This window comes from Streptosporangium saharense (assembly GCF_014203715.1).
Classification (GTDB): domain Bacteria; phylum Actinomycetota; class Actinomycetes; order Streptosporangiales; family Streptosporangiaceae; genus Streptosporangium; species Streptosporangium saharense.
This window is the reverse complement of record NZ_JACHJP010000004.1, coordinates 556,135-578,002: the sequence shown is the minus strand read 5'-3', so window position 1 is coordinate 578,002 and position 21,868 is coordinate 556,135. Positions and strand designations below refer to the sequence as shown.

The 21,868-nt window shown below is 62.5% G+C and carries 17 protein-coding genes; 7 read left to right on the top strand and 10 right to left on the bottom strand.

Annotated elements, in window-relative coordinates; all coding sequences use genetic code 11:
• Nucleotides 1–9 precede the first annotated feature (9 nt).
• The 5 genes from FHS44_RS22485 to FHS44_RS22465 are packed head-to-tail and all read right to left on the bottom strand — an operon-like array spanning nucleotide 10 to nucleotide 5,697.
• A complete protein-coding gene (locus FHS44_RS22485; RefSeq protein WP_312863769.1) occupies nucleotides 10–906 on the bottom strand; it encodes an ABC transporter ATP-binding protein in 897 nt (298 codons plus the stop codon).
• Entirely contained in the window at nucleotides 903–1,937 is a 1,035-nt protein-coding gene (locus tag FHS44_RS22480) for an ABC transporter ATP-binding protein (protein ID WP_184717694.1), read from the bottom strand. The genes FHS44_RS22485 and FHS44_RS22480 overlap by 4 nt, the downstream gene beginning before the upstream one ends.
• Nucleotides 1,930–2,916, bottom strand: a complete 987-nt coding sequence (locus FHS44_RS22475) for an ABC transporter permease (RefSeq protein WP_184717692.1) — start codon at nucleotides 2,914–2,916, stop codon at nucleotides 1,930–1,932. The genes FHS44_RS22480 and FHS44_RS22475 overlap by 8 nt, the downstream gene beginning before the upstream one ends.
• Nucleotides 2,913–3,842 (bottom strand): ABC transporter permease, encoded by a 930-nt coding sequence (locus FHS44_RS22470; RefSeq protein ID WP_184717690.1) that lies wholly within the window; start codon nucleotides 3,840–3,842, stop codon nucleotides 2,913–2,915. Before FHS44_RS22470 ends, FHS44_RS22475 begins: the two co-directional genes overlap by 4 nt.
• Nucleotides 3,829–5,697 (bottom strand): ABC transporter substrate-binding protein, encoded by a 1,869-nt coding sequence (locus FHS44_RS22465; RefSeq protein WP_184717688.1) that lies wholly within the window; start codon nucleotides 5,695–5,697, stop codon nucleotides 3,829–3,831. Before FHS44_RS22465 ends, FHS44_RS22470 begins: the two co-directional genes overlap by 14 nt.
• Before the next feature lie 647 nt (nucleotides 5,698–6,344).
• Between FHS44_RS22465 and FHS44_RS22460 the strand changes: the two genes are divergently transcribed.
• Nucleotides 6,345–6,860 (top strand): hypothetical protein, encoded by a 516-nt coding sequence (locus FHS44_RS22460; RefSeq protein WP_184717686.1) that lies wholly within the window; start codon nucleotides 6,345–6,347, stop codon nucleotides 6,858–6,860.
• A gap of 646 nt (nucleotides 6,861–7,506) precedes the next feature.
• Here FHS44_RS22460 and FHS44_RS42740 read toward each other — a convergent pair.
• From FHS44_RS42740 to FHS44_RS22440, 4 genes are all read right to left on the bottom strand, one after another.
• Entirely contained in the window at nucleotides 7,507–7,626 is a 120-nt protein-coding gene (locus FHS44_RS42740; RefSeq protein WP_446697305.1) for a helix-turn-helix domain-containing protein, read from the bottom strand.
• Nucleotides 7,627–7,742: 116 nt separating this feature from the next.
• Nucleotides 7,743–8,657 (bottom strand): HNH endonuclease, encoded by a 915-nt coding sequence (locus FHS44_RS22450; RefSeq protein WP_184717684.1) that lies wholly within the window; start codon nucleotides 8,655–8,657, stop codon nucleotides 7,743–7,745.
• 41 nt (nucleotides 8,658–8,698) lie between these two features.
• Nucleotides 8,699–10,417, bottom strand: coding sequence for a ParB N-terminal domain-containing protein (locus tag FHS44_RS22445; protein WP_184717682.1), 1,719 nt, complete (start codon nucleotides 10,415–10,417; stop codon nucleotides 8,699–8,701).
• A 703-nt stretch (nucleotides 10,418–11,120) separates the two neighbouring features.
• Complete coding sequence (locus FHS44_RS22440; RefSeq protein ID WP_312863768.1) at nucleotides 11,121–11,726, bottom strand: helix-turn-helix domain-containing protein; 606 nt, start codon at nucleotides 11,724–11,726, stop codon at nucleotides 11,121–11,123.
• A 350-nt stretch (nucleotides 11,727–12,076) separates the two neighbouring features.
• Here FHS44_RS22440 and FHS44_RS41075 point away from each other — a divergent pair, with 350 nt between their 5' ends.
• From FHS44_RS41075 to FHS44_RS22410, 6 genes are read left to right on the top strand one after another with little or no spacing between them, the layout of a single operon-like run.
• Nucleotides 12,077–14,341: a sigma factor-like helix-turn-helix DNA-binding protein gene (locus FHS44_RS41075; RefSeq protein ID WP_184717680.1), complete on the top strand. Its 2,265-nt coding sequence runs from the start codon at nucleotides 12,077–12,079 to the stop codon at nucleotides 14,339–14,341.
• Complete coding sequence (locus tag FHS44_RS22430; protein WP_184717678.1) at nucleotides 14,341–16,476, top strand: DEAD/DEAH box helicase family protein; 2,136 nt, start codon at nucleotides 14,341–14,343, stop codon at nucleotides 16,474–16,476. The genes FHS44_RS41075 and FHS44_RS22430 overlap by 1 nt, the downstream gene beginning before the upstream one ends.
• A 17-nt stretch (nucleotides 16,477–16,493) precedes the next feature.
• Nucleotides 16,494–16,676: a hypothetical protein gene (locus FHS44_RS22425; protein ID WP_184717675.1), complete on the top strand. Its 183-nt coding sequence runs from the start codon at nucleotides 16,494–16,496 to the stop codon at nucleotides 16,674–16,676.
• Nucleotides 16,673–18,742 (top strand): AAA family ATPase, encoded by a 2,070-nt coding sequence (locus tag FHS44_RS22420; protein WP_184717673.1) that lies wholly within the window; start codon nucleotides 16,673–16,675, stop codon nucleotides 18,740–18,742. Before FHS44_RS22425 ends, FHS44_RS22420 begins: the two co-directional genes overlap by 4 nt.
• The gene (locus FHS44_RS22415) at nucleotides 18,739–19,224 is read left to right on the top strand and encodes a DNA phosphorothioation-associated protein 4 (protein ID WP_184717671.1); all 486 of its coding nucleotides are present in this window, start codon (nucleotides 18,739–18,741) and stop codon (nucleotides 19,222–19,224) included. Before FHS44_RS22420 ends, FHS44_RS22415 begins: the two co-directional genes overlap by 4 nt.
• Before the next feature lie 7 nt (nucleotides 19,225–19,231).
• A complete protein-coding gene (locus FHS44_RS22410; RefSeq protein WP_184717669.1) occupies nucleotides 19,232–20,680 on the top strand; it encodes a DNA phosphorothioation-associated putative methyltransferase in 1,449 nt (482 codons plus the stop codon).
• Here FHS44_RS22410 and dndA read toward each other — a convergent pair.
• A complete protein-coding gene (gene dndA / locus FHS44_RS22405) occupies nucleotides 20,677–21,822 on the bottom strand; it encodes a cysteine desulfurase DndA (RefSeq protein WP_184717667.1) in 1,146 nt (381 codons plus the stop codon). The two genes, FHS44_RS22410 and dndA, sit on opposite strands and share 4 nt — an antisense overlap.
• Nucleotides 21,823–21,868: the final 46 nt, after the last annotated feature.

Below are 21,868 nucleotides of genomic sequence, written 5' to 3'. Positions count from 1 at the left end.
TGTCCTCATTCAGTACTCTGTGGCGCCGGCCTCCGGCCGGCTCACGACGGGGTGATCGTTCGGTGAGTCATGGTCGCGATCGTGGCACGCCCGGTCGGCGCCGCGCAACGCTCCCGCAGGGCGGGCGGGCAGCTCCGCCTCCGGCGTCGCCTCGACCAGCGCGCGCGTGCAGGGATGCTGTGGGGAGCGGAAGATCTCCTCGGACGGGCCGGTCTCGACGACACGGCCGCGCTGCATGACGGCGACGCGGTCGCTGTAGAGCCGGATCACCGCCAGGTCGTGGCTGACGTGGAGGAACGAGATCCCCTGGTCACGCTGCAGGTCGGCCAGCAGGTTGAGGATCTGGGCACGTACCGAAACGTCGAGCGCCGAGGTCGGCTCGTCCGCGATGATCAGGTCCGGTTTGAGGGCCAGCGCGCGTGCCACGGCGACGCGCTGGAGCTGCCCGCCGGACGCCTCGTGCGGGTAACGCTCCAGGTAGTGGGCGCCGAGGCCGACCGACTCCAGCAGCGCGACCAGCTCCGCGGTTGACGTCGTCTCGCCGTGCGCGCGGAAGACGTTCTCCAGCGTCTGCCGTACGGTCTGCCGCGGGTTCAGCGACGCCAACGGGTCCTGGAACACCATGGCGACGTTGCGCCGCAGCCGCCGCAGTCCTCGCCGACCGAGGCGGGCGACATCCCGCCCGTCCGTCCGGACGGTGCCGGACGTCGGCACCACCAGGCCGTTGGCCATCCGCGCCAGCGTGGACTTGCCCGAGCCGGACTCGCCGACCAGGCCGAGCGCCTCACCGCGCCCGACATGGAGCGAAACACCGTCCACGGCGAGGAAACCCCCGCGCCCACGGCCGAAGCCGGCCGTACGGTAACGCTTGCTGACGTCGGTCATCTCCAGGATCGGCTCGCTCACGAGGCGACCTCCTGCGGTGCGGGGAGACGATCGAGGTGGCAGGCCGCGAGGTGCAGGCCGCCGACCTCGCTGGTCGGGCGGACGGTGGGCAGCGGCGCCTCGACGACACAGCGTTCGCCGACCTGGTCGGCGAGGCCGCAGCGCGGCGCGAAGGCGCAACCCGGTCCCGCGTCACGCAGCGACGTGGGCGCGCCGGGGATGGCGCGGAGCCGGGTCCGCTCCCCTCCGATCTCGCGTCGGACGTCCAGCCGGGGCGTGGCCGCGCGGAGACCGGCCGTGTACGGGTGGGCGGGCTGGTCGAAGATGTCGCGGAGGCTGCCGTACTCGGCCTGGCGACCGGCGTACATCACGAGGACCTCGTCCGCCGCGCTCCCCACCACCCCGAAGTCGTGGCTGATCAGGAGCATCGCCATGCCGTACTCCCGCTGGAGTTCGCGGAGCAGCGCGAGGATCTGCGCCTGCACCGTCACGTCGAGCGCGGTGGTCGGCTCGTCGGCGATGAGGAGCGCCGGTCTGTTCACCAGGGCCATCGCGATCACCGCGCGTTGCCGCATGCCGCCGGAGAACTCGTGCGGGAAGCGGCGTACGGCGTCCGCGGGTTCGGGGATGCCGACCCGGTCGAGCATCTCGACCGCGCGGGCCCGCGCGGCGCGGCGGGTGACGGACGGGTTGTGCAGGCGGATCGCCTGGGCGATGTGCGCGCCGATGTCGAGGTACGGACTCAGCGCGGACATCGAGTCCTGGAACACCATGGCCACGTCTGAGCCCCGGGCCCGGCGCAGCTCACGCTCGTCGGCGGAGAGCATCTCCCTTCCGGCGACGACGATCCGGCCCCTGGCGCTCGCCCCGCGCGGCAGCAGCCGCATGATCGCCCGGCCGGTGATCGTCTTTCCCGACCCCGACTCGCCGACCACGGCGAGCGTGCGGCCGCCGTACAGCGTCACGGAGAGGTCCCGGACGATGTCGGCGGTGACGCCACCGCCGGTGAACGAGACGCACAGGTCCTCGACCTGGAGCACGGGGTCAGGCACGGCGGATCCTCGGGTCGAGAAGCGGCATCAGCAGATCGGCGACCAGGTTGCCGACGATGATGAGGAAGGCGGAGAAGAGCGTCACCCCGACGACGATGCTCAGGTCGGACTCGTTCACGCCGGACAGCAGCAGGTCGCCGAGCCCGTGCAGGCTGAACACCTTCTCCGCGATCACCGACCCGCCCAGGAGCGCGGTGACGTCGAGCGCGAACATCGCCGCGACCGGCACCATCACACCGCGGACGGCGTGCCGGTTCACCTGCCGGTTCGACGCGCCGCGCGCGGTCATCGCGACGAGATGGTCGGCCGAGAGTTCGTTGAGGAGCTGGGTGCGGGTGACCCGGACGTAGCCGGCGGCGAGGATGAACGACAGCACCATCCACGGGCCGATCAGGTGCCAGGCCCAGTCCGCCGGTGACTCGGAGAACGACACGAAGCCGGAGTACGGCAGCGCGTTGAGCATGAAGCCGAAGACCTGGAGGACGAGCAGGCCAACGAGGAAGGTCGGCACAGAAAGGCCGAACATCGCGAAGCCGGTCGAGAACCGGTCGACGATCCCGCCCTTGCGGATCGCCGACAACGCGCCGAGGCCGATGCCCACGACAAGGCACAGGATGGCCGCGCCAAGCGCGAGCGACAGCGTGACGGGCAACCGCTCGGCGATGAGTGTCGTGACGTCGCTGCGGTTCGGGAACGAGTAGCCGAAACAGGGCGCGGGGCAGTGCACCTGCTGGGCGCCCGTGCCGTACGTACGGCCGACGAAGAGGCCCTTCACGAACTCGACGTACTGCCACACCGCACTCTGGTCGGTCTGCATGTAGGCGCTGACCTTGGCCCGGGTCTCGGGCGGGCACGGCTTGCCGCACATGGCGCGGGCCGGGTCCTTCGAGGCCCCGAAGAAGAGACAGATCGTCACGAAGGCGATCGAGAGGAGCATGAACACCGCGGTGACCATACGGCGGGCTACGTAGACGATCATGAAGCATCCTCCGTGCGCACATCGAGGACGTCGCGCAGCGCGTCACCGGCGAGCGTGGCGCCGAACACGATCAGGAACACCACGGCGCCCGGGAAGAGCATGTACCAGACGTCCGCGCCGCTGTAGATCCACGGCAGCGAGTCCGAGAGCAGTTTGCCCAGGTCAGGGACATCGCCACGGAGGCCGACGCCGAGGAACGACAGTCCCGCGACGACGCTGACGTTGCCGGGCAGCGACATCGCGAACAGGACGACGACCAGGCCGAAGAGGTGCGGCAGCATCTCGCGGCGGATGATCTGCCAGGGCGGGGCCCCGGTCGCACGCGCCGCCTCGACGAAGGCGCGGGCGTTGACGGCACCGGCCTGGGCGCCGATGATCCGGGCAGGAACGGTCCAGCCGAAGAAGGCCAGCACCAGCACGAGGACCAGGCCCCGCGGCATCTCCGGCGGCACGATCGCCATGATCGCGATGACGAACATCAGGCCGGGGAAGCCGAACATGAAGTCGATCAACCGCCCGACGACGGCGGCGAACCAGCCGCCGAAGTACCCCACGGCCGTACCGAGGACGGCGGCGACGACGATCGACAGGATGCTCGCCCCGAACGCGATGAACAGCGACGAACGGATGCCGTAGACGATCTGGGCGAACAGGTCGACGCCCGTCACCGGGACGACACCGAACCAGTGGTCGGCGCTGACGCCACCGAGGACGCCCAGCGGGCGGCCACCGTCCGGGTCGAGCAGCTCGGTGTGCAGGGTGCTCGGGTCCTGCCCCTCGATCCACACCAGCAGCGGGGCGCAGAGCCCCGCGAGCAGCGGCACGACCAGCATGACCAGGCCGGCGACGCCGGACCGCTTCCTGAGGAAACGGCGGAGAGCCGACGTGCCCCGGCTCTCCGCCCGCTGGATCTCAGCGACCGACACCGACGACCAACTCGTTCGCGAACGGTGGGTAGGCGGGGATGAAGTAGTTCATGATCTTCGAACCGGCCAGGGCCTGCGTGCGCTGCACGAGGATCGGCACGACCGGCGCGTCCTCCATGATCTGCTTGTCGATCGCGGCCCACATCGTGGCGGCCTTGCCGAGGTCCGGCTCCGCGATGGCGGCGTCGATCGCGGCGTCCACCTTGGGGTTGGAGTACTTCGAGGCGTTGCCGCCGCCGTTGCCGATCTCACTCGACGCGAACAGCGGCTGGATGGTGCTCATGCCGCTCGGGAAGTCAGCTCCCCAGCCGTTCGTCGTCATGTCGTAGTCGCCGTCGTCGGACGAGACGAGCTCGGACCAGGTGTCGCCGTCGAGACCCTTGAGTTCGACCTTGACGCCGATCCGCGCCAGCGAGTTCTTGATGCTCTGGGCTTCCTTCTCCTCGATCGCGCTCACGTCGGTCGGGTAGGTCAGCGTGAGCTTCAGCTCTGAGACTCCGGCCTCGGCGAGCAGTTCCTTCGCCTTGTCGACGTTGCCGGTGTCACCGCCGTCGTACAGGTCGTACTCGGTGTGGCCGGGGATGCCGGGCGTCATGATGGTCGAGGTGATCTGGCCGCCGAACTTCGGGCCGCCGTACACGCTCTGCAGTTCGGCCTTGTTGACCGCGTAGTTGATCGCCCGCCGTACCCGGACATCGGACAGGCCTGGGCGCTTGACGTTCATGGCGAGGTAGCGGAAGTAGCCCGACGGGCTGTTGGCCATGCGGTTGGAGATCGACGGGTCAGACTCGATCCGCTGGAACTGCGACGGCGAGATGAGCGCGTTGCTGATCGCGGCCTTGTCCTCGCCCTTGTCGTCGATGAGGCGCTGCACGATCGTGTCGTTGTTCAGGCCCATGTCGAGGACGATCTTGTCCGGCCCTGCGAACCGTGCCTGGTCGGTGTCGGCCTTCCAGTTCGGGTTGCGCTCCAGCACCGCCTGCGAACCCTTGCGGAAACTCGTCACCTGGTACGGCCCGCTGGCGACCGGGTGCTCGCCGTACGTCTCCGGCTTGGTGTCGGCCGCGGCCGGCACCGGCGCGAAGGCCGGCATGCTGACGATCCACGGCCAGTTGCCGAACGGACGCTTCAGATGAAAGACGATCTTGTGGTCGTCGACGACCTCTATGGAGTCGAGCTTCTTGCCGTCGTACGGGCCGTCGTAGTCGGTGCCGCCGACCAGCAGCGTCTTGTGGTAGCCAAGGCCGCCCTGGAACATCGGCGCGAACGACCGCTCGATGCCGTACTTCACGTCCTGCGCGGTGATCGGGCTGCCGTCGGAGAACTTCAAGCCCTCCTTCAGCGTGAAGGTCCACGTCTTGCCACCGTCAGCCGTCGTACCGGTGTCGGTGGCGAGGTCCGGCACCAGGATCGTGTCCTTGTCCGGGAACGTCTGCCACGACGTCAGCCCGCGGTGAACCCACCGCAACCGGCTGGTCGGCACCATCTGCGCGTTGGCGGTTTCAAAGGATTCGTTCGCACGCCGTGAGAGATAGTGCAGCGTCTGGCCCTGGGGCACGGACTCCAGCGCCGCCGCGGCCTTGGCTTTCTCCTTCGCCGGCTCGGGAGACTGCGAGTTCGCGTTACAGCCCGCCATCACGAGGGTCAGAACGAGCGCGAGCCCTACGGGCGCCACTCTCCGGGATCGATTCGCCATAGATCGCGCTTCCTGTGAGGCGGCCCCGAACGGGCGGGTCCGCTGCTTGGATCTCAGGAAGGGAGTCTGTTGGCGGTCGAGAGCACGCGTCCATCGAGGAGTTCTGCACAGGATCTTTAAGAAAATCTGATAGATCGCGGCGATCCGCACGTGTGCCATCCACGATAGCCTGCCGCTCCGACGTCTGGAAGATCACGGTACACATCCGTGAGTGGAGCCCCGTGCTGCCCCGTCCATGGCGCCGCGCGGGCCTTTGCTGCCCGCGGCGCCCCATGGACGATCTGGAAACATCTGTGGCCCCGGTGTTACTGAATCCCAACGCGTGTTGTCGCCACGGATGGCGGTTCTGACCTGGGAGAACAACGATATTACGTGTAGATCATCAATAGCTAGCGCCCAGACGACTCCACAAATCACCAACGTGTACGACCAGCATGCGCGGGAGGATGCCCGCGCTCCGACCCCGTCTTCGCCAATCATCAACCGGACCCTTGGGGCCCGGGCGTGCTGACGATCCGCATCCACGACACCCGACGCACCTGCGTCTCGCTCCTGGCCCCCCTCGACGTCCGCCCCGGCGTCGCGATGTGCTTCTGCGGCACTCACAGGTCTTGATGATGAACATCTACGCACAGACCACGTCACCGAAGGCACTCGATCGGCTGAATGCCAGCCTCGACTCCGACCATGGTGACCGTTAGCGACCAGCGCAAACCCTCGGAAATCCGGGCCCTTCGCATATGCCCGCGCCCATCACCCAGTTAATACTGAGGACGCCGAAGCACACCGACTGGCAGGCTCCCCACATGATGCCGTTGGAAGTGATGGCCGGCTTCGGGGCAACAGGGAGAATCGGACCGCTACGGTGCGGCGCGTCCCTACCTGACATCGCCGCAGTCCTCGGTCCGCCATGGGACAGCAGCCGGATCAGCAAACGCACCCGATGGCCCCATCTGTTCGCCTACGGCGACATCGAACTGTGTGTCTGCCGCTGCCGCCTCATAATCTCGTTCAGCATCCAGACCTGGCACAATCCCATCGAACTACTCAACCCCCGAACGAACACGATCACGTCCTTCCCCGGCCACATGACCTACCGACAGATCACCGAAGCCCTGGACGCCACCAATTGCCGTTGGCGACCGGCTCCTTACCAATTTCCCGAAGGGGTCTACCTGCAGACCATTCCCTCAGACGTCGTCTTCACTTTCCGAGCCGACGACAAGGACGAACTACTCCTGGAGAACGCCGCCGCGTCAATCAATCCGCACGACTGCCCACCCATCCCGATCGGAGCCCCTGACGACAGCTACGGTGCCTGAGCGAGCGACCCCACAACCAGCCGCTCAGAAGATGACACTGCCGTATGAACATGAAGAAGGCCCTCTAGGGTGATCCTGGAGGGCCTCTGACCTGCTGCGCGGTCAAGGGAGGACTCGAATCCCTAACCTTCTGATCCGTAGGGAATGGCAGGCCCCAGATCCGTGGGCTCACACGCTGGTCGGACGGCGGATACAGGCTGGCGAAGTGTGATCACGTAAGGCGGTGTTGCTGTACACGGCTGCTGTACATCGCCTCCGTAGACGCAACCGACGGCGGTCGTCGTCCACCCCACCCGCAAGCGGGCCCGCCCAGTAAGCGTGCGAGGTATCCAGTAACGCCGCGAACTGTGCAGCCCAAAACTCCTGACCTCACCCAGCTGCCTGCGCCGAACTCAGGCCGGGTACATCAGCCGGGTACGCTAACCCGGCTTAGTACACGCCAGCCCAGCCAGCGCCCTCGCCTGTACCCCTTTGCCGTCGCGTCACCACCGGAGTACGGCCGCGCGGCATCCAGATGGCCGCCCTGGGCGGTCTCAGGCTCTGCCCACACTCGTCGGCCCAACGCAGCCAGACGCTCAGGTCGAGCGCCGACCTTTTATCACCGGCCATTCCTTGGCGACCCGCGAGTTAATCACCCTCTCTGCGCTCAACGGCTTACTGACGGGATCTGCGGACTCCAGCCGAGACGGTGCAGCAGATACGACACCCCGCGCAAGGTATAACGGGCGCGGAACAAGACCGGGATAAGGTCGGCAACCCGAGCCAGCGTTCAGCGCTGGTTCTTGAGGTATTCATAGGCGTGGCTTGTGTTTTAATTTGACGACTAGACGTAGCAGGAGTGGTAATTTTTCTTCTTTCCGGAACTTCTTCGGACCCTAAGCTTCAAATACGCGACCTCGCAGTAGAAAGCGATATATATCTCTCATAAGACCATGGGTCGTGGTCAGAGCAGTAGACAGCAAAGTTGGCTGGATTAAGCGCACCACGAGCATTCTGCGGCCCGGCAAACAGTTCATGGGTGTTCAATGTAGCAGTACAGCCAGATGCTTCTTCGCAGCGGCCAATCATACTGACGAGACGTAATACCCAGAAGGGTTGAGGAACTGTAACCCATCCAAGATGAGGATTTAGGATTTTTCCAAAAGCCCACGAACCAACATCATACAAGCTGCCATATTTGCTCTTAACGCGATTGCACCAGCCACAAGCTAGCCTAAGGTTACTGATGTCAGTTAAACCTCCTGCCGTGACAGGCCGGACGTGATCTACCTCTATCCTAAGATCCCGAAGGTTGAGGCCACGCGGCCGGGTGAAATCCACGAACGGCGGTTCTGGGATAGGCGCAGTTCCTGAACGGACAAGCCGGGCGCCGGCCTGAGGAGAAAACTGGTAGCCACAAAGGTAGCACCGAGGGTCCGGCTGTGCGTTAGACCAAAGTAGTCTCCTGTCGGCAAGAGCGATGTTGTGTCTCTTTCTCGCACGCCGCTGAAGGACCTCTCCCCACGCTATCTCCGTAATTGTTTCGGCCAGCTGCTTAACCTCATCGAGTGGGAGCGCCGAGTAGCGTCGCCGGATCTCACGGACGACATCTATTCCCAGGTGCAAGATATGCTTATTTTCATCATGTACATAAATAGCTAGATCAGCTACGCTTTCGATAAACCACCAGGCGTGGAGTACAGTTACATCGACTTCTAGTAGTAACTGTTTCGGCCCAAGCATGTGGTGAGGCACCTTGAGTTTTGCGAACTCCTGGAGTGCTTCACGATCCCACCGATTCTTATCAAGCTCTTCCAAAGAACGGAGGAAACCTCGCACTTGGTTCGATTGCATAACTTCTACTTAGGAACGTATTCGATGACTTTGGGAAGCCCGGCAGAAGGATCGCGCCGATATTCGGACCAAAGCGATGCCCACTTCACTTTAACGGGCCGCTGATCTTTCTTCATGCCCGTAGGTAGCGGCCATTCGCGTGCAAAATAGGACTCCTTAACTCCATCGAGCCAATCCTCGAATGTTGCGTCGACATCGGCAATGTGATTAAGTGTCTTTTTCCGCATGCACAGGTATTCGAAGTAGTCGGCTGTCAATATAGTGAGGCTAACCATATTGAAGAGGTTGCCTCTACTACTTCCCCATGCGTTCGGCGCTTGCATATCATCAATGACGCCAAATTTATCTCTTACGAGCGTGAAAAATCTGATAAAGACGGTACGCCATGGCCCGTCCACCTGACTCCAGATCTTAAACTTGGCCTCGTCCGCATCCCCCTCTGATACGAGATCGCTTTGAGGAAGGAATTCGCGTCGCCACTTTTTTGCATAGTCGTTCTTCTGACCATATAGTTTCCCGCCTATTAGTTCACGGAAGATCTGGACGAGACTCTTAAGCACCGTCCATTGCAGATGCTCTGAGTTGTCACCGGCAATTCCAGTTTGGACCAGTCCTTTAAATGGGCTCTCTTCGGCACGAGTCAGATAGGCGACCGCACGTGAGTCATCGAGCTGTATTTTAGCCTCTATAAGGCGTTGAGCGACTGGCTCGAGTTCCTCTTTACTCAAACTCGTTGAGACGATCGTACCTAGAAGAGCCTTTCCCATAGGGGTTGCTTTCTGATTGACTACAACGAATTGGAAAACATGTTCACTGGGCCTGTCATCCATCAGAAGTGATACGGGGAGCCACCTATCGTTATTTTTAATAAGAGTACTGGCAAGCGAGTCAGGGTCAATATCGTCAAGGTCGGCGCTATCTTTGCCAAAGATGGCCTCCATTAGCCTCGTCTTCCCAACAGGTGTCTCGAGCGACGCCCGGGCCGCTCTAACTGCTCCGCGAAGACGATGCTGTCCGTCTACCAGGACTATCGGAAGAAGGTATGATTTTACGGCTTCTTTCGTAAAACCCACTATTGATTCGGGGTCTTCCTCTGCTGGGAATTTCTCCAGTACAGCAATACGGGCCCGAATCTCTATGTAGAAGTCGACTATTCTGGTTTCTTCGGCGAGCAAGATACCCGAGATGTCTTCCGGATCATCGGTCGACGGATCGAAATCATCGTCACTGTCCATCCCATCCAGATCAACGTCGGGATCGTGCGGAATTCCATGCTCTTTAGCTGCCTCTGCCAGAGTTCTCTGATACCGACCTTGCGGGATGGAAGCGCTCAGGAGTCCTGGCAGACGTTCCTCTAGTCGGTCACGGAGTCGCTTAAGAAGATCCAAAAGTTTAAGCTCATCGAGACTTTCGTATTCGATGACTATGTGACCAACACTTTGGTCTTCATCGACGGATACAAAAGTAACTGACTGTGCGCTTTGGAGAGCGCCAAGTAGTGGGTTCTGGACAATGTTGTGTGGATTGTCAAAGAAAGCTGAAATCTCGGTGACACGAGAGGGGTTTTCTTCTCGTTGAAAGCCAACCGTTTCCTCACCATGGAGTCGCTGCCGCTGGGGAACACCTGCCCATTGCTCGATTTCCGTTGCCGGAGCCGAGAAGAGAATGAGCGGTTTCGCCTCAGGCGTTTGCCGCATCAGGCAGGCGGGATAGCGGAAGTACATGGCTCTCCTGCTAGTAGAGGATGATGCTGGTTATGTTAGCGTCATGAGTCGATTGACGCGAGGTCATGTAGGCCACGCATTTATGTCCAGCGATGCCCTGTATGTGTAGAAATGTCCTGAGCTTGCGGGGTCCGGCCTGTCTGATCATCTTGTCTTGACGAACAGTGCGCGATGTATCAAGCATCGAGATATTTCAGAGGTTGCAATATGGAGATCTCGGCCGGTGGAGTCGCAATGTAGATGTACGTCGGTCGAATGCGTAGAGGATCGCGATGAAGTCAACTTGATCGATAGTCGGCCTAGCTCTAGTCAGGCATCCGGTGAGCAGGTATGGCTGCTCAACCTGCGCTGGTCCGACGTCGGCCTTGGGGTGCTTAACAGTTTCCGGACGGTCAGGAACATAACCTGACAGAGAGCCCGAAAAGGTAAGCACGTGACGATACACTGCAGGCAGTCCTCACCCAAGTTCAGGGAGGAAGCCGTTCGCATGGTTCTGGACGGGCCCATCCCCGCGGTGGCCTGGGAGTCCGGCATGAACCCCACCGCCCTCGACCACCGGACCAGCACCCGCAAAGCCGCCCACCCCGACGCCGACTAACCACTGTCCGGGCCAAACGCGCCCACAAGCCAACTGTCCGGAAAACCCCGAACACCAAATTGCCAAATGAGGCCGCTTGCGGCGAGCGATGCGCCTATTACGTTCTCACGATGACCACGGCAATCCTGGCATCAGTACCTCGAGGAAATCCTGTAGGTGCGGTTCGGCACTTTCATCCATAGCAGCTGTAGCGGAGGGCACCTCGACTTGATCAGCTTCAGCGCCCTTGCCCACATCGGCCAGGTCGAACAAGGTATCGCCTACCCAGTCGCTCCTGGTCGGCACCGCCGCACCTTCCCCGGGAACACCGTGTGCAAGGGTCTGGTTCGCACGACAAAACGACTCGTATAGTTCGATCAAGATCCGTCGCTGGCGGGCGTCCAGGATCTCGTCGGCCTGCAGTGCAGCCATGACTCCGGATACCGAACGGTTCTCCCCGGCTTCGGTCTCCATCAGAAGCATCTGCGCTGTGGTGCCCAACGCTTTGGCGATCTTGTCGATGATCTCTCTGCTCGGCGTCCGCAAGCCGCGTTCGATCTGGCTGAGGTAGGGATTGGAGATCCCGGCGCGCTCAGCTAGCTGCCTCAGGGACACCTTGGCCCGTACCCGGTGGGTGCGAATGGAGTCGCCGACGGAGGGGGTTCTTGAGGACGACATGTGACCAAGTCTGCCGTAGACAGGTTTGGCGTCGCTGAGGTTTACCTGCAGCACAGGAGGCCCTCCTCTGCAGACAAGTACCTTAGCGTCATCACTGTGGGCGGGCCAGAGGTCAGCCGTATGAGCTCATCTAACCCCCAACTTCTCCGGACCTCCCGCCTCCTGCACCCAACCTGAGCAGCATGATCACAATGGAATGTCCTGGGGATTATGCCCCGATAAATGACCTTTATCTGCAATTCGATTCGTAAATGTAGATCTCCTCTTGGGGTGCGAAGCGGAGGGCGGCATCGAGGATTCGATCTTTGGGCGGTTATCCCTAGCAGGATCGAGAGCGACCCTGAGATCTGTCGCCAAGTCCTGATAGACATGGGACGTCAATGAGGTCCAAGGAGGAGGCATAGGTGGTCTTCGGTGGTGTCTTGGAGGAGCTCCGGGCAACCTCCGACCGGGACGCGCGCGCTGCACGAGCTGCTACCTGGGCTCTGCGTCTGGGCCAGGTGGCGACCGGCGACCCAATCGGCGTCCTCTTGGAAGTAGATCTTCTTCCATCTCTCGACGTCAGCCGTCGGTGCGCCACAGTCCGAGCGCGTAACATCTTGCGGGTCGCTGGCTTCTCCAAGCTCTCATCGGTGCTGAAGGTCTCCGTGCCAGAGCTCCGGGAGCTTAGGAACTGCGGTCCGCGGAGCGTCACAGACATCCTCACTGCTCTTCTTCTGACCGCAGCCGACGCGAGTCTGCGGGATTTGAAGTACGCGGATCCCCTCCACGCTGCGTTAATCATGGAACTTAGCGAGTCGCCGACTCCCGAGGACCGGCACCTTTTAGTAAACCGGGGGGCGAAACAACTCGCGACAAGCGAGAGCCTGGCATCTCTGGGCCGTCTCCTAGGTGTAGAGGGTCCGGATCGTCGTGACATTCGGCCACGATGCCGGTTGATTCGCTCCGTAGGTGTGCTGAGCGGGAGCGGTCTTGCTACTGCCTCTCATCTTGCGTCGCTGTCTGTGCAGGATCTTTGGGATCTGCAGGGAAGCGGCGGAGACGTGGTCGAAGACATCTTGCAAGCCCTCATTTTCACAGCCTTAGACGACGACGGCGCCACAGATGGCGACGTCCTCGACAAAGCTGGAGTCGACCCCGATATGACGCTCACGGATCTGCTTGAGCTATGGGTCTCACAGCTCGACGAGCGTCAGCAGGCGACGCTGATGCATCGGGTGATCTGCCGTGACCAAACTCTTGACGACCTAGGGAAAGAGTTCGGGGTTAGCCGGGAGCGGATCCGGCAGGTCGAGAAGAGGCTCGTCGAGGACTTCGAAACCTGGCGGCAGGGCACGGCAGTGCGATGGCGCCTGGAGACACTCGAGGCAGAGGTGAAGTCCACCGTCCCCACATTGATCAACTTGGCCACTCTGATGCAAAGAGTCCCACAGCTCGTAGAGGAGATTCATTCCTTGGGGACGAGTCTCGGCAACCTTCTCGGAGTGCTGCTTCCCAAGCTTTACGTGGAGAAAGAGTGGCTGGCAACACGACCGCTGCCGGATCTGCGGGACGAGACAGTTCGCGCTGCTGCAGGGTCCGGTCTCGACGCCTTCCGGAATCAAGCCTTGCTGGACGATCAGCAGTGGGCCCAGTGGTTGGAGTCCTGCGGCCTGCGCAGGATCGGAGGGCTGGTTGCACGAAAGACGGCCTCCCAACCAGAACTGGCCATAGCGGTTCTACGTCAAGCAGGGCATCCACTGCAAACGGAAGAGATCGCTGCGCTTCTCGGGCTCGACGCCATCCGCTCGCTCCGGAATCGGCTCTTAGACGACGAGAGGATTGTCCGGGTGGGGCCGAACTCCTTCGGCCTACCAGAATGGCAGCTCGAAACTTATGAGGGCATCCGCGAGGAGATCGTGCAGCGGATCGAGCGGGGCGGCGGGCGCGCCCTGCTTTCCGCCGTCGTGGACGAACTCGTGGAGCAATTCGGGGTCTCACCACTTAGCGTCCGAGCCTACGCGACCCAGAAGGAGTTCACCCGCAGGGACGGATGGATCAGCCTTGCGGGACAGGGAAGTGCAGGATCTGAGCGTGCGCGGCGTGTGATGGCAACACCCGCGCAGACCCGACGCTGCTTCTTCCACAAGGCGCAGTGGTGGTTCCGTGTCGACGTGGGAAGAGAGCTGCTTCGCGGGTCGGGACTAACCGCGCCTGTGGGTGCCATGCTCCTCTTCCAAGTCGACGAGGGAACAGAACGCATCTTTCCTGCTCTCGGTCAGGACATCCGAGTCTCCTGGACAGCGGCGCAGCCACAACTTGGCAGCCTCCGTCCGCTCGCCGTACGGCTCGACGCGAAAGAAGGTGACGTTCTCTGGCTAGCGCCGACAGAGCAGGGCGCCGTCCGAACCCGGTTGGTCCGGGGATGGAATAAGGGCGAGGATGACGAAATCGCCATCTGCACCGGTGTCCCCCGCGGCTTGACCGGAGAGGGCCTTCGCATGGCCGTTGCCAGCGCACTCATGCTCCCTGAAGAGACCTCGTGGCAGGCGCTAGTCACAACGTTGCGATCCCGGGGCGACCTCGAGCTAGCCGAAGTAGTGGAGGCGTACACCGTGCGTGATATGACGCGACCGGAGGATGCCGTCCCCGACCTGGGTGACTTCTTCGCAGCCCTGGGCGGTCGGTAATGGCAGACATGCTTCGAAGCCTCGAAATCGAGGACAGCTACCGCAGCAACCGCAGCAACATCGTGAGTGAGTTTTACGTCCCTTGCCTCTCACACGCGAACCGGTACGACCGAGCCGTTGGCTACTTCAGCAGCAAGGCGCTGGCTCTCGTCGCCCGCGGGCTGGAAAGCTTTCAGGGCAATGAGGGGCGAATGCGACTGATCGCAAGCCCCCACCTCACCGAAGGTGACATCGAGGAAATCCGGTCCGGATATGCCTACCGTGAAGTGATCGCCAAAGCGGTCATCCGCGAGCTGGACCCCAACACGGACCGTCCGGCGCGGGAGCTCACCGGACTAGGACTGCTGGGCCAGCTTGTCGCGCAGGGCACCCTGGACATTAAGATCGCCATCGTCCACGGGCGCGAGGGGCTCGCGCTTTACCACGAGAAGATCGGCCTGATCTCCGACCAGTACGGCGACGAACTGGCCTTTACCGGCTCCATGAACGAGACCGGATCCGCCTTCCTTGACAACTTCGAATCCATCCAGGTGTTCAAGTCGTGGCTTGAGAGCGACAGAGGCCGGGTCGGCAGGCTTCGTACGGACTTCGACGAGCTCTGGGCTGGACGCACACCTCGGCTCGAGGTACTGGACTTCCCGGCTGTGGCTCGCGAGCGCTTCGTCGCCCTCGGTGAACGGGCACTCACAACTCCGCCGGAAGACAGCGGTTGCGAGCCCCGTCCGCTCGTGGTTTCGGAGGACCTGACCACTCTTGGCTGGGCCCGGCTACCGCGCGGCATCGAACTGCGGGACTACCAGAAGACTGCCATCGCCAAATGGCTCAGTGCCAACGGCCGTGGCATGTGCCAGATGGCGACCGGCACTGGAAAGACAATCACCGCGCTGGCGGCCCTCGACCAGATCGGCCGACAGCTCCATGCTCGCAATGGTTCTCTTGTAACCGTAATCGTCGTCCCCCTGCTTGACCTCGCTGAGCAGTGGTCCGTAGAGCTCCGGAACTTCGGTATTGTGCCGATCAAGTGCCGCGATGCCGCCAAGTCATGGGAGCCGGCCCTACGCAATGCTCTCGCTGCACTCCGCGCGAAGGGGCGGGGCAGCGTCACGCTGGTGGTTACGAACAAGACCTTCCAGGGGGCAGCCTTCCAGAGAGTTCTGAGCGGCATCGACCTACCGCTGCTCGTGGTCGCCGATGAAGCACACCATCTGGGGGCTGAGCACCTGCGCTCCTTGCTCCCCGAGCACGCTCAGTTCCGACTCGCTCTCTCGGCAACGCCCGAGCGCTGGTTTGACCCGCTGGGAACGGACGCGTTGAAAGACTACTTCGGGGACACCCTCATCGAGCTGGGCTTGAAGGAGGCCATCGACGTCGGCGCGCTGACGAGGTACCGCTACTACCCGATCCTCGTCCCTCTTGCCGAGGACGAGGTCGAGCAATACACCGAGCTCACCATCAAGATCGGAGCCTTAATCCGATTGCGAGACCCGGAATCCGTGGCTGATGATGACTCTTCGCCGCTCGGGTTGCTGTTGAGTAAGCGGGCCAAGGTCCTGGGTCACGCCCGCGCGAAGCTGCCGGCGCTCAAGGAGGCATTGGAGCGGCACCGAGAGAGCTGGTTCCAGCTCATTTACTGTGCTGAGGGCGGGGTGCCTCTTCCCGAAGGTGGCACAGGCCCTCGGCAGGTCGAGCAGGTCATGGAGCTAGTCGGCCACCAGATGGGACTCAAGGCACACCCATTCACCTCTCGTGAGGATAAGCGGGAACGCCAGGGTCTGCTGCGTGCGTTCGCGACAGGACGCGACCTGCAGGTCTTGGTCTCTATGAAGTGCCTCGATGAAGGGGTTGACCTACCGGATGCCCGCGTCGCTTACATGCTGGCCAGCAGCATGAATCCGAGGCAGTTCATCCAGCGTCGCGGCAGGATCCTCAGACGGGCACCTGGCAAGACGACCGCGGAGGTCATCGACTTCGTGGTCGCACCTCCACAAGACCCGGCGCTGTTCGAGACCGAGCGTGCGCTCTTCCGTAGAGAGCTCGCTCGATGCGTAGAATTTGCCGGATACGCGGATAATCACGGCGAGGCTCTAGCACAATTGAGGGATCTGCGCGACTATTACCAGCTCCTCGACGTGTGAAGGGTGGAGAACGAAGAGTGAGCGACCAGGACGAACGCGAAATCGTGGGTCGTATCTACGCAGAGCTGAGCAATGAGGCGAAACGCCTCGTCGTGGACGTCCTGACCTTGGAGAAGGAAAGCCTCCACCTCAAGGACACGGCCGCAGCTCGCACTGTGAGTGACCAGATTATCCGGAAGGTCGAGGGCATCGTTAAGTGAAGCTCCTGTCCATCGAACTCGAGAACTTCCGACCGTACGGCGGGAGACACCGTCTCTCATTCGCGCAGGAGTCTGGGCACAACGTCACGCTCGTCTACGGGACCAATGGCGGTGGTAAGACGACCCTCCTCAACGCCTTCACCTGGGCGCTCTACAGCAAGCTCAGCTCTGACGTCGAGCAGCAGGAGCGGCTGATCAACAATCGGGTCTGGCAAGACGCGCCTGTCGGCAGCCAGATCGAGATGTCGGTGGAGGCCGAGTTCGAGCACGAGGGTCGCGTGTATACCGCCCGTCGTCACCTCATGGCCGAGAAGCAGGGGCCCGATCAGAAGCTCCCCAAGCCGCAGCTCACCCTGCGTGAGCGAGATGACAGAGGTTTCACCAGGGAGCTGGAGAGCGCCCAGGGACACATCGACAAGATCCTCCCCGAGCGGCTGAGCCGGTTCTTCTTTGTGAACGGTGAGCGTATTGAGCAGCTAGTCCGCAAGGAGGCCTACGCGGAGATCCAGCACGCCATCAAGACGCTCCTCGGCCTGGAGCAGTTGGAGCGCGCGCTGAAGCACCTTCCGCTGGCGGCCAACAAGCTGCGGCACCAGTTGAAGTCCAAGGACGCGGACGGCGAGCAGGCCGGGCGCCTCACCGGCGAGATCGACGCGATCCTCAAGGAGACCGAGGAGAAGAAGCAGGAGAAGGAGTCCCTCAGGACCGAGGTCCAGCATCTGAAGGACGAGATTGACCTGCTCTCCGCCCGTCTCAAAACGCTCGACGGTGCGAAGCAATTACAACAAGAGCGCGAGCGGCTCGAGCAAGAGCGGGAGAGCGTCCATGCCTCGCTTCGAAAACTCGAGGAAGACCGAGCTCGTGTTCTCGCGGGATCGGGCTACCTAGCGTTCCTGCCCGAACTGCCCCAACAGATCATCGCAGCATGTGACGCGCTCCGGGAAAAGGGGCAGCTGCCGGCGCCACTGAAGCGCACCTTCATCGAGGACCTCCTCACGGAGGGGGCCTGTATCTGCGGGACGCACCTTCCAAAGGGCTCCTTGGAGCGTGCCGCGCTGGAGACCTGGCGCGCCAAGGCGGGACTGGCGGAGGTCGAAGCCGCGTGGAACCAGCTTCGTGGAAACGTAGCCACCCTCGAGGAACGCCGGTCCACGATGCTCGAGCGGCTGTTTGACGCCGACCGTCTGATCGGGGAGGCGTCCGACAAGGAACGCAGCCTCATGGATCAGCTTAACGAGGTCTCCATCGAGCTCAAGAAGCTTCCTCAGGAGGACATCAACGCGATTGAGGTCAACCGCGGGAAGTTGATCGACAGGCTGAGCGAGACCAGTCGTCGGCTCGGCGGCATCGACGAGCACCTGGAGCTCCTCGCCGCCCAGAAGAAGCAGAAGGAAGAGCAGGTCGACAAGCTCCAGGTCAAGGACGAGAACAACCAACGCATCCAGCGTCGCATCACCGTGATCCGCGATACGGAGAACGCCTTGAAGCAGATCCTCGAACTGCTCTCGGACAGCATCCGCCGCCGACTGGACACCCGGATCCGGGACCTTTTCAAGCAGGCGTCCCTGAAGAACTACGAGCCCGAGCTGACCAGTGACTTCCAGCTGGAGTACTGGGAGCGGGTAGGCGGCGAGACCATGCCCGCCCCTAAGTCAACCGGCGAGAACATGCTGCTCTCGCTCTCCTTCGTCGGGGCGATCGCTCAAGAGTGCCGCGATGCCGCTACGAACACGAACCCATTCTTCGGCGGTGTCGGCGGGGAGTATCCAGTGGTAATGGACGCGGTCTTCGGCAACCTCGATGATGACTACCGGCGTCAGATCGCCAAGTTTCTCCCCGAGATGACCTCCCAGGTGGTCGTGCTTTCCAGCAAAGCGCAGGCCGATGGAGTCGCCGAAGAGGCGCTCGCGCAGCGGATCGGCAAGCAGTACATCATTACTACCCACACCACCAAGAGCGACCTCGTAGACGTCACAGAGAAGATCAGCGTGGACGGAAGAGATTACCCGTACCAGGTGGTGGGCTCGTCCTTCGACGGCGCGGAGATCACTGAGGTGACGGCATGACGACCACCCTCAGCGAGCAGCGGGTCCGGCGCCCGAAGGCGCATGAGAAGTTGATTCAGCAGCTGATGAAGGATGGTGACGGCCCGTTCCCCAGTATGGCCACGACGATGTTGTTCGCCGCCTCGGTGGGCTTCGCCAACGACAGGTGGGAAGAGTTCACCGAGGCGGGGGAGCCCATTCGATACGAGGTCTTCCGGCGGTACGCCACCGCCGAAGCTTTCATCGACTCCCTCGGCGTCCTCAGGCACCCGGGAGATCCCAGCATCCTCAGCGAGGAGCGACTCGGCGAGCGGGTGGCGATCTTCGAGGGGTACGCCAACGGCGGACTCAACCACATTCAGGGGGAGATCAACGCCAGCAAGTCCCGGGTCATGGACATCCTGCTTGAGATGGTTCGTCAGGCCGGCCGTACCCGGAAGGAATCAGACCTTCCCTTGGTTCTCGACCAGTTCTTCAGCCCACCGGACTTCACGACCCCATGATGGGGGAGTGACCCTCGCACAGCAGACGGGCGGCGCCTGGGAGACCGAGCGTCGCCTCACCGCGATCAGCAGGACCGGGCTTTCCACGCCCGCTCGTCAGGCTGTCGTCGACCAGCAGATCACTCCTGAGCGCTCGGTCCTCGACTATGGGTGCGGGCGTGGCGATGATGTCCATGCACTCAGGCAGATGGAGATCGAGGCGTCGGGGTGGGACCCGCACTTCAATCCCGGCGGCAACCTTGGCCCGGCGGACGTCGTGCTCCTCACATACGTCCTCAACATCATTGAGGACCCCGGGGAGCGCCGCCGTACCCTGATGCGGGCCTGGGAACTGGCGGGCAAGGCGCTTGTCGTGTCCACCCGGTTGACGTGGGAAAAGACCAAAGTCAAGGGTGCCGAGTTCGGGGACGGGGTACTGACGAGCCGCCGGACGTTCCAGCACCTGTTCGGCCCTAACGAACTGCGCAGCTACGTGGAAGACACCACGGGAGTGCGCTGTGTCTCGGCGGCGCCGGGCATTGTGTACGCCTTCAAACAGGACGAGGAACGTCTCAGTTACCTGGCCCGGCGGATCGCGCCAGACATCACCTGGCTCGTCTCCGGCGACGCCGCATCCGCGATTGCGGCGGTAGTCGACCACACCGAGCAGCGTGGCAGGGTCCCCCGGGTGGAAGAAATGCCCACGCAGATGGCTGAGCTCCTGGCGCACCTGAGTGCCTCGGAGCTGCAGCGCCTCGTCAGAAGCTCTGTCGACCCAGAAAAGGTCGCTGAGGGAGCCAAGCGCTCCACGCTGACAACATTGCTCTTCCTAGGCGTAGAGCTCTTCAACGGGCGCGGACCGTTCGGCTGCCTTCCGCTCTCCGTCCAATTGGATGTGCGGGCGTTCTTCAGCTCCTATAAGGAGGCGTGCCGACGGTCCGATCGGTTGCTGCTCAAGCTTCGCGACGATGCGTACGTCCGGGGAGCCATGAACGGATCCAAGGTCGGCAAGGTGACTCCAACCGCGCTTTACGTGCACAGGCGAGCGATCGACGCGATGCCGGTGGTGCTCAGGCTCTATGAACACTGTGCCTCAGTCGCGGCGGGGCGCCCCCTGGAGTGGACGATCGCCAAGCTCCGGCACCAGGGGCGCGGGGTCAGCTGGCTGGACTATCCAGAGTTCGATGCCGACCCCCACCCCCGGCTGAGGTCCTCCTATCTGGTGGATCTCAGCACGCTGAAAATCTCGTACCTGTCGTACGAGGAGTCCACGAACCGGCCGTTGCTCCACCGCAAGCATGAGTTCCTACACTCAGATGACCCGGATGTGCCCAAGTACCGACGGCTGACCGAGAGCGAACTCCGGGCGGGGCTGTATGCGAACCCTCACCTCATCGGAACGGAAGAGGGTTGGGAAGCCGAGCTTGTCCGATGTGGCAGGACGCTCCGGGGACATCGTCTGATTCGGCGCCGTTAAATTGTCGCGTTGGCCTGGAAGTCGGCGATTACGTTCACAAACCCGTCGAGATCCAGCTCTTGGGCTTGGCTTGGGAACCATGAGAGACGTAGACCGTTGCCGGCCTCCTCTTCGGGCAACCCCATTGCCGCCAGAACATGGCTAGGCGTGTAGGAGGCGCTGGTACACGCTGACCCTGTAGCGACCGCAGCATAGTCCTGCAACTGCAAAATCAGCGCCTCGGCGTCTACTCCCTCGAAGGAGAGACTGACGATGTGCGGGACGACGTGGTCCTGATCCCCGTTGAGGCGGTACTTGGTCCTGCTAAGCGCGGTTAGGAGCCGGCCGCGGAAATCTTCGGCCTCTGCGAGCCACTTCACGCGGTCAGCCTCGAAGACCTCGAGGGCCTTGGCAAGCCCGGCTACAAGTGGAACAGGCAGGGTGCCGGGGCGGAGTTTCCGTTCCTGGCCCCCGCCGTACATCAGGGGGGTCAACGGGACGGTAGCCCTGCCTCGGCGCCGGGTGAGCAGACCGCCTATGCCCTTTGGGGCTCCGGTCTTGTGCCCGCTGAAGCTGATGAGATCTATCGGGGCCTGCAAGTCAGCGGGGAACTTGGCGAAGCCCTGAGCGGCGTCGACGTGGAAGTACGTCGGTGTCTCACGGAGTCGTTCGGCTAGCTCAGCTACGGGTTGGATCACGCCGGTCTCGTTGTTGACGTGCATGAGGGAGACCAGAAGCGTGTCCGGACGCAGTCGCTCTAGCACCGCTTCAACCGGCACTCGCCCCGATGCCCCAGGGGTAATGAGGTCAACCTCAAATCCACGTGATTGCAGGTGCTCCAGAGGCTCGAGCACGGCCTTATGCTCAATCGCGGAGCTGATGATGTGGCGTCGACCATGGTGTTCGCCGTACGGCGCAAGCCCGAGCAACGCGATGTTGTTGGACTCGGTGGCGCCGCTGGTGAAGATCAGCTCATCTGGCCTGGCACCGAGGTGCTGGGCGATCGACTCCCTGGCACGGGCGACAACCCTCTTAGCGCTGGTGCCCCATGCATGAGTCCGGCTGCCGGCATTGCCGAACTCCTCGACCATCCAGTGCAGCACAACCTCCGCTACCCGGGGGTCAACCCGAGTGGTTGCCGCGGCGTCTAGGTAAGCGACCACAACAGCTCCTGATGGTGTGTTTACGTGGGAGACTTGCGTACGTACG